Source organism: Micropruina glycogenica, from assembly GCF_900289045.1.
GTDB classification, from domain to species: domain Bacteria; phylum Actinomycetota; class Actinomycetes; order Propionibacteriales; family Propionibacteriaceae; genus Micropruina; species Micropruina glycogenica.
In genome coordinates, this window is sequence record NZ_LT985188.1 from 3,254,692 (window position 1) to 3,267,168 (window position 12,477).

Annotated in this window: 15 protein-coding genes; 11 read left to right on the top strand and 4 right to left on the bottom strand. The window is 67.8% G+C overall.

What is annotated here, in order from left to right; all coding sequences use genetic code 11:
* The first annotated feature begins 18 nt into the window (after positions 1-18).
* Positions 19-1,416 carry a class II fumarate hydratase gene (gene fumC / locus MPLG2_RS15325; RefSeq protein ID WP_105186893.1) on the top strand — a complete coding sequence of 466 codons (1,398 nt, stop codon included), beginning with the start codon at positions 19-21 and terminating at the stop codon, positions 1,414-1,416.
* Here the strand turns inward: fumC and MPLG2_RS15330 are convergent.
* Together MPLG2_RS15330 and MPLG2_RS15335 are read right to left on the bottom strand one after the other, a co-directional pair.
* Positions 1,413-2,261: an HNH endonuclease gene (locus MPLG2_RS15330; protein WP_105186894.1), complete on the bottom strand. Its 849-nt coding sequence runs from the start codon at positions 2,259-2,261 to the stop codon at positions 1,413-1,415. The two genes, fumC and MPLG2_RS15330, sit on opposite strands and share 4 nt — an antisense overlap.
* Positions 2,262-2,332: 71 nt before the next feature.
* Positions 2,333-2,686: a hypothetical protein gene (locus MPLG2_RS15335; RefSeq protein WP_158681260.1), complete on the bottom strand. Its 354-nt coding sequence runs from the start codon at positions 2,684-2,686 to the stop codon at positions 2,333-2,335.
* Positions 2,687-2,909: 223 nt separating this feature from the next.
* Between MPLG2_RS15335 and folP the strand changes: the two genes are divergently transcribed.
* The 7 genes from folP to MPLG2_RS15370 all read left to right on the top strand — a co-directional run bounded on the left by folP (position 2,910) and on the right by MPLG2_RS15370 (position 9,030).
* Positions 2,910-3,815, top strand: coding sequence for a dihydropteroate synthase (gene folP, locus MPLG2_RS15340; RefSeq protein WP_231935685.1), 906 nt, complete (start codon positions 2,910-2,912; stop codon positions 3,813-3,815).
* A gap of 55 nt (positions 3,816-3,870) precedes the next feature.
* Positions 3,871-4,098 carry a DUF433 domain-containing protein gene (locus MPLG2_RS15345; protein WP_105186897.1) on the top strand — a complete coding sequence of 76 codons (228 nt, stop codon included), beginning with the start codon at positions 3,871-3,873 and terminating at the stop codon, positions 4,096-4,098.
* A gap of 121 nt (positions 4,099-4,219) precedes the next feature.
* The gene (locus MPLG2_RS15350) at positions 4,220-4,468 is read left to right on the top strand and encodes a DUF5615 family PIN-like protein (RefSeq protein ID WP_331826945.1); all 249 of its coding nucleotides are present in this window, start codon (positions 4,220-4,222) and stop codon (positions 4,466-4,468) included.
* A 42-nt stretch (positions 4,469-4,510) separates the two neighbouring features.
* Positions 4,511-5,554 (top strand): alpha/beta hydrolase, encoded by a 1,044-nt coding sequence (locus MPLG2_RS15355; protein ID WP_231935686.1) that lies wholly within the window; start codon positions 4,511-4,513, stop codon positions 5,552-5,554.
* The gene (locus MPLG2_RS15360; protein ID WP_105186899.1) at positions 5,554-6,300 is read left to right on the top strand and encodes an esterase family protein; all 747 of its coding nucleotides are present in this window, start codon (positions 5,554-5,556) and stop codon (positions 6,298-6,300) included. Before MPLG2_RS15355 ends, MPLG2_RS15360 begins: the two co-directional genes overlap by 1 nt.
* A gap of 28 nt (positions 6,301-6,328) precedes the next feature.
* Positions 6,329-7,558, top strand: a complete 1,230-nt coding sequence (locus MPLG2_RS15365) for an ATP-grasp domain-containing protein (RefSeq protein WP_105186900.1) — start codon at positions 6,329-6,331, stop codon at positions 7,556-7,558.
* A gap of 137 nt (positions 7,559-7,695) precedes the next feature.
* On the top strand, positions 7,696-9,030 hold the full coding sequence (locus tag MPLG2_RS15370; RefSeq protein ID WP_105186901.1) for a Tat pathway signal sequence domain protein: 1,335 nt from the start codon (positions 7,696-7,698) through the stop codon (positions 9,028-9,030).
* A gap of 19 nt (positions 9,031-9,049) precedes the next feature.
* Here MPLG2_RS15370 and MPLG2_RS15375 read toward each other — a convergent pair whose 3' ends face one another.
* Together MPLG2_RS15375 and upp are read right to left on the bottom strand one after the other, a co-directional pair.
* Positions 9,050-10,081 (bottom strand): lactonase family protein, encoded by a 1,032-nt coding sequence (locus MPLG2_RS15375; RefSeq protein WP_105186902.1) that lies wholly within the window; start codon positions 10,079-10,081, stop codon positions 9,050-9,052.
* A gap of 20 nt (positions 10,082-10,101) precedes the next feature.
* Complete coding sequence (upp, locus tag MPLG2_RS15380) at positions 10,102-10,743, bottom strand: uracil phosphoribosyltransferase (protein WP_105186903.1); 642 nt, start codon at positions 10,741-10,743, stop codon at positions 10,102-10,104.
* A 73-nt stretch (positions 10,744-10,816) separates the two neighbouring features.
* Here upp and MPLG2_RS15385 point away from each other — a divergent pair, with 73 nt between their 5' ends.
* From MPLG2_RS15385 to MPLG2_RS15395, 3 genes are read left to right on the top strand one after another with little or no spacing between them, the layout of a single operon-like run.
* Positions 10,817-11,416, top strand: coding sequence for a tRNA adenosine deaminase-associated protein (locus MPLG2_RS15385; protein ID WP_197709973.1), 600 nt, complete (start codon positions 10,817-10,819; stop codon positions 11,414-11,416).
* A 7-nt stretch (positions 11,417-11,423) separates the two neighbouring features.
* Positions 11,424-11,876 carry a tRNA adenosine(34) deaminase TadA gene (gene tadA / locus MPLG2_RS15390; protein ID WP_231935687.1) on the top strand — a complete coding sequence of 151 codons (453 nt, stop codon included), beginning with the start codon at positions 11,424-11,426 and terminating at the stop codon, positions 11,874-11,876.
* The gene (locus tag MPLG2_RS15395) at positions 11,873-12,454 is read left to right on the top strand and encodes a YdcF family protein (protein ID WP_105186905.1); all 582 of its coding nucleotides are present in this window, start codon (positions 11,873-11,875) and stop codon (positions 12,452-12,454) included. Before tadA ends, MPLG2_RS15395 begins: the two co-directional genes overlap by 4 nt.
* Positions 12,455-12,477 lie beyond the last annotated feature (23 nt).

The following is a 12,477-nucleotide window of genomic DNA, read 5'->3' on the forward strand; positions in this document are numbered from 1 at the left end:
CGGCAATAAGCTCGGGGCATGAGCACGCGCCACGAATCAGACAGCATGGGCACCATCGAGGTGCAGTCCGACCGCTACTGGGGCGCTCAGACGCAGCGCAGCCTGGGCAACTTCGACATCGGCCGCGACACGTTCGTGTGGGGCCGTCCGATGATTCGCGCGCTGGGCGTGCTGAAGAAGGCGGCGGCGCAGGCGAACGCCGAACTCGACCAGCTACCCACCGACGTCGCCGACCTGATCGTGCAGGCCGCCGACGAGGTGATCGCGGGCACCCTCGACGAGCACTTCCCGCTGGTCGTCTTTCAAACCGGTTCGGGTACCCAGTCGAACATGAACTCCAACGAGGTGATCAGCAACCGCGCCATCGAGTTGGCCGGCGGCGAGATGGGTTCGAAGAAGCCCGTGCACCCCAACGACCACGTGAACCGCGGGCAGTCGAGCAACGACACGTTTCCGACCGCCATGCACATCGCGGTGGTGAGCGAGCTCAACGAGCGGCTGTACGCACCCGTCACCGACCTGCGTGACGTGCTGGCGGCCAAGGCGGCCGAGTTCGAAGACGTCATCATGGTCGGTCGCACCCACCTGCAAGACGCCACCCCGATTCGGCTCGGTCAGGTGATCGGCAGCTGGGTGGCGCAGATCGACTTCGCCCTGGACGGCGTGCGCGCGGCCGATGCCCGGGCGCGCAGCCTCGCCATCGGCGGCACCGCGGTGGGTACGGGGCTCAACGCGCACCCGAAGTTCGGCGCGCTGACCGCGGCCAAGATCACCGACGAAACCGGGCTCGACTTTCAGCAGGCCGACAACCTCTTCGCCGCGTTGTCGGCGCACGATTCACTGGTCGAGGTGAGCGGCTCGCTGCGAGTGCTGGCGGGCGCCTTGATGAAGATCGCCAACGACGTGCGCTGGTACGCGTCGGGCCCGCGCAACGGCATCGGCGAGTTGCTGATCCCCGAGAACGAGCCGGGCTCGTCGATCATGCCGGGCAAGGTGAATCCCACCCAGTGCGAGGCGCTCACCATGGTGGCCACCCGGGTGTTCGGCAACGACGTCACGGTCGGCTTCGCCGGTAGCCAGGGCAACTTTCAGTTGAACGTGTACAAGCCGGTGATGGCGCACGCAGTGCTCGAGTCGATTCGGCTGATCGCCGACGGGTGCCGCTCGTTCAACGTGCACTGCGCGGTGGGCATCGAGCCGAACCGGGCCAAGATCGACGCGAACCTGAGCTCGAACCTGATGGTGGTCACCGCGCTCAACCGGCACATCGGCTACGACAAGGCCGCCGCGATGGCCAAGAAGGCGCACAAGCAGGGCATCACCTTGCGCGAAGCTGCCTTGGCGTCGGGCGACCTGACCGCGGAAGAGTTCGACGCCTGGGTCGTGCCGGCCGACATGACGCACCCGTCCGCTTAGGCGGGCGGAGGCTGCTCGTCGAACCTCCACAGCAGGGCACGTTCGCAGGGTGACCATTCGCGGAGGTCGTCGGTGGCTTGGTTGGTGACGCGGTAGGTCTGGTTGCTTGGGGATCTCCACCAGAAGGTGCCGGATTTGGGCTGTTTCAATCGCCAGCGGCCGGTGGTTTTGGCGCGGTGGACGGTTCGGGTAAGGGGGCCGAGGTTGTCGGGTCGGGTTTGGTCCTTCTCGCCTTCGGTGTAGGGGATGGTGTGGTCGAGGTCGAGTCTGCGGGCGGCTCGTGAGCTGTGCGGGAAGACTTCGCAGACGTCGCGCAGTAGGACGGATTCGCGGATGCGGTCGGGCATTTCGTAGCTGTCGACGGCGGGTTCGGTGCCTTCGTGGATGACGGGGGTGATGGTGAGCCGATGGGTGCCGAACAGGTCACGCAACTGGTCACGGACGAGCGGGCCGAGGGTCTCACCACGCACGACCTGGGTGTCGGTGCCAGTGAGCATGGTGTCGCTCAGGTGCAGGTACACCTTCGTGCGGGGTAGGTAGCGCTTGTCGTCACGGCCTTGCAGGAGGGCGCCGGCTCGGCCGGGGGTGGCGAGGATGCCGAGGGCTTTGGCGCGGCGGACGTCGAGTTCGTCGGTGTCGCCCTGTTTGGCGAGGGTCTTGGCCAGCGTTGCGATGGTGGTTTCGAGTTGCTGGGCGTCTGCGGTGTCGAGCCGGGCCCATAGTTCGCTCACTACTGGTTGTTCGGTGACGGCAGTACGAACGTATCGGCCGGCCCGCGCAGTCTCGGCGGCGGCTTGGACGTTGTTGGCGGCGATGATGGCGATCAGGCCGCGGTCGAGCCGCATCAACCTGGCCCAACCGATACGGCCGTACTTGCTCGCGAGGCGCTGGTCGAGGTCGTGCGCCTGTGTCCGGCTCAGGTGGTAACGGGCAGCCAGCTGGTGAGTTGGAAGGCGCGGTAGGCAGGCACGTGACCCTGCAGAACACTGGCCCACAGCATCGGGTGTCGGTCGCGCAGGTTGATCACGTCACGCACCAACCAGGTCGCAGCAGTGACCGACATCGCTTTGGTTGCTGCTATTTCCAGGGGCAGGAACTCACCGACCAGGGCGGCGCCGTCCGACCCGACGCGGACCGCTCGTTCATTGGTGACGTCGAGCTCGTCGGCGATGGCTTGTAGCTCGATGGCGTCGGCTTGTCGGCGGAGGTGTTGGGCGTGCCGGAGCCGGTCCACCGCCGATTGCGGGGTGCTCGGAACAGCTACGCTCATGTGTTCTATTGTAGTTGATAAATGGCTTGATGAATAGGATTCTTGGGAGGATTAAGCGTCGCTCATCAGTTGGTGAGTGGTGCGTTGGGAGATCCCGGCGAACGCCGGGATCTCCCAACTAGGCACGACCACAGTCTCGCGCCCGCGCCGAGCGATGACCATCGGGGTGACAGATGGCACCCACAATCGGCAGGCTGGACGGGTGCCAACCGAGGTCGAACCCGTGACACTCGTCACCTCCACGCCGCTCACCCTGCGCGGCCGCACGTTCACCGCCGCCAACCCCGCCGTGATGGGCATCGTCAACCGCACTCCCGACTCGTTCTATGCCGCCGCGCGCTACGACGACCTCGCCCGCGCCGCCGAGGCCGTCGGCCAACTCGTGGCCGACGGTGCCGACCTGATCGACGTGGGGGGCGTGCGCGCCGGCCAGCAGGGGGACTGGATCGACGAGAACCAAGAGATCGAACGGGTGCTGCCGCTGCTCGAACTGATCCGGGCCAACCACCCCGACCTGTTGCTGAGCCTCGACACCTGGCGTGCCCCCGTGGCCCGAGCCTGCGCTCACGTGCGCATCGATCTGGTCAACGACACCTGGCAGGGTGCCGACCCAGAGCTCGTCCACGTGGCCGCCGAACTGGGTGCCGGCTACGTCGTTTCGCACACCGGGGGAGCGGCACCCCGCACCGACCCCCATGGTGTGAGCTATGGGCAAAACGACGAGCCGGACGACGTCGTGGCCGACGTGCTCGACACCCTGCGGCTCGGTGCCGAGCGGGCTGAACGTGCCGGCGTGAACCCCACTTCGGTGCTGATCGATCCGACCCTCGACTTCGGTAAGACCACCCGCCACTCACTGCGCGTGCTGCGGGCAACCGCTCAGATCTCAACCCTCGGGTACCCAGTGCTGCAAGCTCTGAGCCGCAAAGACTTCGTCGGCGAGACCCTCGACCTGGCTGTCGACGACCGGCTCGACGGCACCCTCGCCGCCACCGCGGTGGCCGGCTGGCTGGGCACGGTCTGCTTCCGCGCCCACGACGTGCGGGCGACTCGTCGGGTGGTCGACATGGTGGCGTCCATCAGGGGTGACCGGCCCCCGATGGTGGCCCGGCGCGGTGTGCGCCACTGAGTTGGGCGATCGTGCACCACCCGCTTTGGCCAGGTGTAGGCCGTAGACTCGCGATATGGCGTTCGAGCGTATTCAGGTCGACCCGCGCAAGATGGGCGGGGTGCCCATCATCCGCGACCTGCGCATGCCAGTCGCGACGATCGTGAACATGGTCGCCGACGGCCGCACGACCGAGCAGATTTTGAACGACTTCCCAGAACTCGAAGTCGAAGACGTTCGACAGGCGTTGCGGTTCGCTGCCACCGCCGTGGCTGAGCGCCAGGTTCCGCTGTTGACCGCATGAGGCTCCTGCTTGACCAGAATCTCTAGCGGCATCTGCCCGCAATCCTGGCAGCCGCTGGGTTTGATGTCGTTGACACCCGATCGCTTGGAATGCAGAGGTGGGCTGACGAGGCCATCGCTGAATCGCTGCCGAGGACGATCGGATAGTCGTGTCGGCCGACACGGATTTCGGCACCATTCTCGCTCGACGACAATTGGCAAAGCCGTCGTTCGTGCTCCTGCGTAGAACGCAGAACGTGGGCCCCGACGAGGTCGGCAGTCTGCTGGTGAGGAACCTGCCCGCATTTGAACGTGATCTCAACGAGGGCGCAATCGTGGTCATAGACGACACGGTGGCCCGGGTTCGGCGCCTACCCATCACGCCTGTCTGAGGCGGTTTCGGCGCAACCCGTGACAGCCGATACCCTCGATCAGTGCCCCTGACCACCGAGGCGACCACCGTCGAGACCGACCGCGTGGTGTTCCGGCTGACCGATACCGACCCCGGGATGCAGAGCGTGCGGCTCTGGAGCGAAGTGCCCGTGGCGCAGCGCGAGTTCGAGCGCACCGACGACGGCTGGCTGCTCGAGATACCGCACCCGGGCGCCCACCGCGTCGAATACCTGTTCGAGCTGTCGGACGGGCTCGACACCGTGCTGGTCACCGATCCCACCAACCCGTTGCTCGTCGAGGGCGTGTTCGGCGACCACTCGTGGCTGCCCATGCCCGGCTACGCCGAACCCGCCTGGCTGGACGCCCCACGCGTCGAGGGCCGTGCAACCCCCGTCGCCTTCGACACCGCCGACGGTTCGGTGACCGGCGAACTCTGGGCGCCCGCCGACACCTGGCGCGGCACGCCGCTGCCGCTGCTGATCAGCCACGACGGCACCCAGATGGCCCGTTACGGCCGGCTCACCGACTTCATCGCCGCGGCCATCGCCGGCCACGAGCTGCCGCCCCTGCGGCTGCTGCTGCTCGACCCGGGCCCCGACCGCAACGCCCGCTACGCCGCCAACGCCCGCTACGCCAAGGCGCTCGTCGAAGACATCATTCCGGCCGTCAATGACCAGGTGACCACCCTCGGCACGCCTGTGCTGATGGGCCAGTCGCTCGGCGCCCTGGCCGCCCTGCACGCCGCCCGTCGCCACCCGGGCACGTTCGCGGGCCTGTTTCTGCAGTCGGGGTCGTTCTTCACCCCTGAGTTCGACCCGCAAGAGCGCGGCTACTCGCGCTGGGCCGAGGTCACCGGCTTCACCTCGACCCTCTACACCAGCCCCGCGCCCGAACGAATCCCGTCCATGTTCGTGTGCGGCACCCAAGAAGAGAACCTCGCCAACAACGTCGCCCTCGCCGCCCACCTGGCCGAAATCGGCGGCGACATCGGCTGGGGTGACGTGCCCGACGGCCACACCTGGACGACCTGGCGCGACCTGCTCGACCCACACCTGACCCGACTGCTGCAGGAGGCCTGGCCCTGATGGACCGATACCTTGTCGAACTGGACGCCCCCGGCCTCGCCCATCGCGGCACGGTGATTCGCTACGGCCACTGGGGACGGCCGGTGGTCGTCTTTCCGTCCGAGGCCGGACGGGCCTGGGATTACGAGAACAACGGCATGGTGGCGGCCGTGCAGCCGCTCATCGACGCGGGCCGCATCAAGCTCTACTGCGTCGATTCGTTCGACCGCTACACCTGGTCGGACTCGTGGCTGCCGTTGGAGGAACGGGCCCGCCGGCACGGCGCCTACGCGAGCTGGATCACCGAGCAGGTGGCCGGCTTCATCGGCGCCGACACACCTGGTGCGGGTGACGCGATCGTCACCGGCTGCTCGCTCGGCGCCTACCACGCACTGCAGTTCGCGCTCACCCGGGCCGACCTGTTTCCGGTAGCCATCTGCCTGTCGGGCAACTACGACCCGACCACGTGGCGGGCCTGGGGCGATCGTGGCGACGCCGCCTACTTCGCCAACCCCACCCACTACGTGCCCAACCTGGGTGGCGATCACCTCGACTGGCTGCGGTCGAGGTTCTTCGGCATTCTCGTGGCCGGCCAGGGGGCGTGGGAAACGCATCCGACGGGCGCGCTGCCGTCCACCCGGCACATGGGGCACCTGCTCGCCGAGAAGGGCCTCAACCACGAGCTGCAACTGTGGGGTCACGACGTGTCGCACGACTGGCACTGGTGGCAGCGGCAGATCGCGGAATACCTGCCCCGCTTCTGCTGAGACGCACGCTGCCACTACCCTCAGCCGCATGATCAACGAGCATCATCTGATCGGGCTGCTCCTCGGTGCAGAAGAAGACTGGCCACAGGCGTTCGAGGCGGTTCTCGGCATGGTGGGGCCCATCACCGTCGACGGCGTCACCCACACCATGGCGGCCGAACGGCTCACCATCGAACCCTTCGATCTCACCGACCCGGTGCGCACGCCGCTGGTGATCGACCGGCTCGCGTACTGGTACTACCACCCACGCGAGTGGCTGAAGAAGGCCGCGCTCGTGAACGGCACCTACCTGCTGAACAGCCCGTTCACGTTTCAGTCGATGGAGAAGCACAGCGCCTACTGCGCCATGCTGCGACTCGGCCTGAAGGTGCCCAAGACCGTGCTCGTGCCGTACAAGAACCCGGTCGACAACGTGCGCTGGGCCTACACCTCGAGCAAGTACAACAAGGGTTTCGATCTCGAGGCGATCGCTGCCGACCTGGGCTACCCGCTCTACATGAAGCCATTCGACGGCGGCGGCTGGCGGGGGGTGTCGCGCATCAACAACGCCGACGACCTGCGCCGCGCCTACGACGCGTCGGGCGAGATGCTGATGCACCTGCAGGCCACCGTCGACTATGAGGTGTTCGCCCGCGCGCTGTCGATCGGGCCCGAGACGATGGTGATGGACTTTCGCCCCGACCAGCCGATGCACAACCGCTACCACGTGTCGCACGGCTTTCTGTCGGCCAGGGCCGGCTTCGAAACCGCGGCCATCAGCCGCATCGTCAACGCGTTCTTCGCCTGGGAGTTCAACTCGGCCGAAATGCTCGTGGCCGGCGACGACGTGTACCCGATCGACTACGCCAACGCCTGCCCCGACGTGGCGGTCACCTCGCTGCACTACTACTTCCCCTGGGCCATCAAGGCGCTGGTGCGGTGGAGCGTCTACTGCCTGGTCACCGGACGCAAGGGCACCGTCGACCTGCACACCGAGCGGTTCTTCGAGATCGCGGACGACCCGTCGCTCAGCTACGAGGCCAAGCTCGACGAGTACGCCGAGCTCGCCGACCAGTACTTCGAGACCGACAAGTACTGGGCGTTCTGCAACGAACATCTGGGCCATCTGGACGCCGCCGTGCTCGAGTGGGTGCGCTCGGACGCGTTCGACCATTTGTTGGTCAGAACCGTGCAGGGCATGTACCCGCCGCACGAGCACGACATGTTCCTCGCCCACTTCCGCGGGCTCACCAAGGCATGGGCGGACGAGCAGGACTGACCGCGCGTCGGTCGAGCACTCAACGCAACTCGAACGGACGGCGATTTTCTTACGCCCGCCGCTGCTCCAATCCCTTGCGACACGGTCCGCCACGCGAAAGACTGAGAGCGCTCTCACTACCCCCCTTGGAGGAATCGATGTCGCTTCCGCTGTCTCGTCGTGCTGCCCTCGGCGGCGCCGCCGCGCTGAGTGCGGCCGCACCGTTCGCGCTGTCCACCCCGCCCGCGGCCGCCGCTCCGCTCACCACCGGTCGTCCTTCTGCCGAGTCGCGCGCGGCCACCAAGTTCGTGCAGCGCGTCGTGGACGCCTACCGCACCTCGGGCTTTCGGCTGGCCCAGAGCTACCAGGACGATTCGGGGCTCACCGACATCGCCTTCACCTACGACAACGCCCTGGCGATCATCGCCCTGCTGGCCGTCGGCGACAAGGCCCGGGCCCGCGCCATTGGTGACGCACTGCTCTACGCCATGGCCCACGACGAAACCTTCACCGACCACCGGCTGCGGCAGGCCTACCACGCCGACACCTTCGTCAACCCCAACGGCACGGCGCACTTCGGCTGGGAGTTCGGCCTCACCGGCACCGCTGTGGGCGACATGAGCTGGGCCGGAATCGCGCTGGCTCAACTGGCGTGGGCCACTGCACGTCCGGAATACCTGAAGGGCGCGGTGCGCATCGGCACGTGGATTCAGACCAACACCCACAGCACCACGGGGCTCAAGGGCTACACCTTCGGCGAGACCGCGGGCCTCGAAGGGCACAAGTCCACCGAGCACAACATCGACGTGTTCGCGTTCTTCACCCTGCTGCGCCGGCTGACCGGACGGGCCGTGTGGGCCACCCGCGCCGCGCACGCCTGGGACTTCGTCGAGCGGGTCTGGAACGCCGACGACGGCTTCTTCTGGACCGGGTCCGACGACGGTGCCACGATCAACAAGGCCGCCGGCCAACTGCCGCTCGACGTGCAGACCTGGTCGTGGCTGGCGGCGCGCAAGTCGGGCTACGCGAAGGCCCTCGACTGGGCACGCACCAACCTGGCCACCACCGACACTCCGCTGCGGGCCAATTCGGCGCTCACCGGCAACCTCAGCATCACCGGCGTGGCGTTCGCCTCGGGCTCGCTGCTGGCCGACCCGACCCAGAACATCGGCGGCCAGTCGTGGAACCCCAAGCCCGACGTGGCCGCGGTCTGGCTGGAAGGCACGTCGCAACTGGCGTTGGCGCTGCTGAACCGCGGTGCGGACGACGACCGGGTGCGGGCGGGCGACCTGCTCACCCAATTGGCGAACGCCCAGATCAAGCTGGGCAAGGGGCAGAAGTTCGGTGGCACGGTGAACCCCGGCGGCCTGGTGGCGGCCACCTCGCCGCTCGACACAGGTTTCGGGTTCGGCTACTTCCCGAACCTGCACACCGGGGCGACGTCGTGGTACCTGATGGCGCTGCTGAAGACCAACCCGTACCGCTTCGTCTGAACGCTCGACCAGCGGTGGATCAGCGGGCCATCACCCAGACCCAGTTGGCCTTGTGGCCGGTCTCGGCGCGCTTGACCAGTTCGAGCTCGTCGCCGTGCACCCGATAGAGCGCGATGCTGGTCGACCGCTCACCGGCGCAGATCAGGTAGCGGCCATCAGGTGACACCGCGAAGCCGCGGGGCTGGGTCTCGGTGACGGTGAACGAGGCCGGCGGCGTCATCGAGCCGTCGGCCGCCACCCTCACCGCACCGAGGGTGCTCTCGGTGCGCTCGGAGCACCACAGGTGCGACGGGTCAGAGAAGTGCAGGTCGGCGCCCCAGATGTAGTGGTGCTCGAGCGGGTCTGCGCCGAACTCGCTGTGGCCCAGGCCTTTCGACTCGTCGATGGCCGTCACGCTGCCGGCGGCGGTGAGGTTACCGAAGTGCTTGTCGCGCCGGTAACGAAGCACCTCGCCGGAGAACTCGGTGAGCACGTACAGCGAATCCTGCGCCGCGTTGAGCACCAGGTGTCGGGGCCCCGAGCCGGCGGGGGCGGCGACGGTGGCCGGGGTGAGCGGCCGCAGGTTCAGCCAGGCGTCCAGGGCGTACTGGGCGACCAGATCGGCACCGAGCGACACGAAGTAGGCGTAGCGTCCGTCGCTGCTGGCGCGCACCGAGTGCAGGTTGGGAAACTCGATGCGTGACACCGGTTCGCTCACCTCGCCGTCGTGCACCGCGCTGCTGATGCCGTAGCCGCCGCCGTAGCAGGCGCCGAGCAGGGCCGTGCCGCCACGGGTGAGGGTGAGATAGTTCATCGCGCCGTCGGGCAGCGACAGGTGCGAACGTTTCGACAGCCGTCCAGAGCTGCGGTCGAGGGCGAACGTGGTGATGCCTTGATCGTTGCCCTTCACCGAGGCGTAGACCAGATCGCGGGTGGCGTCCACGCAGAAGGTGGAGCAGCCCGGAGCCCCGCCGGTGACGCTGAGCCGCTGCAGTTCACCGTCGCGCAGCGAGAACGAACTGATGGTGCCGTCGCCCGAATTGGCGACCAGGACGAGCCACGAGGTGGTCATGGCTCATCGTATCGGCCCGGCTACTGGGCCAGTCCGTACAACCGATCCCCGGCATCGCCCAGACCGGGCACGATGTAGCCGTGCTCGTTGAGCCGTTCATCGATCGCGGCCACCACCAGCGTGGTGGGCACGCCGATGGGGTCGACCAGGCTGCGCAGCCGTTCGATGCCCTCGGGCGCGGCCAGCAGGCAGATGCAGGTGATGTGATCGGCGCCCCGGTCGACCAGAAAACGGACGGTACCGCCCAGCGAGCCGCCGGTGGCGAGCATCGGGTCGAGCACGTAGCACTGCCGGCCGGACAGATCCTGGGGCAGGCGTTCGGCGTAGGTGAACGGCTCGAGCGTCTCTTCGTCGCGCACCATGCCCACGAACCCCACCTCGGCGGTCGGCATCAGCCGCATCATGCCCTCGAGCATGCCCAGCCCGGCGCGCAGAATCGGTACCACCAAGGGACGCGGCTGCGACAGCTTCTTGCCCTTGGTGACGGTGATCGGGGTGGTGACCTCGCAATCGTCCACCCGCACGTCACGGGTGGCCTCGTAGGCCAGCAGAGTGACGAGCTCTTCGACGAGCTGGCGAAAGACCGGCGAACCGGTCTCGACGCTACGCAGCAGCGTCACCTTGTGCGAGACCAGCGGATGATCGAGTGCGCGCAGTTCCACAGCTGAACCTTATCGGCCGGTGTGCGCCGTCTCGGCGGGCATGACACGATGGAGGCCCAGACAAGGAGTGGTGATGAGTAGGTACACCGATGAACCCGGCGACGACCGTCCGGGCCTCGACGACCTCGAACCCGCGGTGGAACTGGTGCTCGACGACGACGCGGACGACGACGAGGACGACTACCCCGACGACGCCACTGAAGACGACATCGACCTCGTGGTGGCCCTGTACCGCGAAGACGGCCAGCCGGTCGCCGTGCCGCTGGGCATCGAACTGGCCAACGATCTGGACGAACTGATCGCCCAGTTGCGGCGCATTCCCGGCGACGGCGGTGCGGTCGGCCTGGTGTCGATCGCCTCGGAGTTCTTCGTGGCGGCGCGCGTGCGCGGCAAGAAGGTTCAGGTGCTGCTGTCGGACGAACTCGCTGCCGCCGACTGGCCCATCGCCCGTGACGTGGCCGACTTCCTGGGCTCTGAACTGCCCGAGGACGACGACGACGCCGGCCCGATCGGCGACCTCGACATCTTCGCCGACGTCGGCCTGCCCGACTTCGAGCTCGAGGCGCTGTGCGACGAGGACGAAGACTCCGACACGTTGGTCGAACGCATCGCCAAGAAGCTGAAGTTCGGCGCGCAGTACCGCAAGGCGGTGCAGTCGTCGTTCGGGCTCTGAGCCCGTCGTGAACCGCTGGCGGCCGGCCATGGCGTCGGCGTTGGCACAGGCGGCCCTCGCTCCCGCGCACGGTGACGTGCCGATCGGAGCGGTGGTGGTGGCGCCGTCCGGTGACGTGGTGGCGGCGGGGCACAACGAACGCGAGCTCACCGGCGACCCCACCGCGCACGCCGAGGTGCTGGCGCTGCGGCGGGCGGCTGAGGCCGTCGGGTCGTGGCATCTGGACGGGCACACCCTGGTGGTGACGCTCGAGCCGTGCACGATGTGCGCGGGAGCTCTTGTGCTGGCCAGGGTCGAACGGGTGGTGATCGGCGCGTGGGACCCGAAGGCCGGGGCGGTGTCGTCGCTGTTCGACGTGGTGCGCGATCCGCGGCTGAATCACCGGGTCGAGGTGGTCGCCGGGGTCGAAGCAGACGCGTGCGGTGAACTACTGCGCGACTTCTTCGAGGGCCGACGGTGAATCGCGTCGGTCGAGCCGGTCGAGACCTCTGTCTCGGCGTCGCCGGGTTGTGGCTGCTCGCCGAGGCCGCGCATGCCCGCGTCTCCGTCATCCCGGCGAACGCCGGGATCCACCAACCGTCACATGACACTCTGCTCGTACTCGGCTGCCCGTCCCTGCGCGACGGACGCCCCTCGGCGGCCCAGCGCTGGCGGGTCGACCTGGCCGCTCGCAATGCCCGCGCCACCACCCGGTTCGTCATCTCGGGCGCCGGCGAGGCCGAGGTGATGGCGCGCGACCTGACCGATCGCCACGGCATCCTGCCGAGCCGCATCACGACGGAGACCGCGGCCACGAACACGTGGCAGAACGTCGGCAACTGCGCCGAGTTGATCGAGCCAGGCGGCGTCGTGGGCATGATCAGCGACCCGCTGCACGCCCGCCGGGCCGAACGGTACTGGCGACTGCAGCACCCCGCACGCGCGGACGAGCTGCGGCCGGCCATGCTCTACCGCTTCGGTGAACACCCTCTGCTCAAGGTGGCGACCGCCGGCTACGAGGTGCTGCTGCGCAGCCTGCGCTACCGTCCGGCCCCCTGATTTGGCGGCGGGTCGCCCTGGCC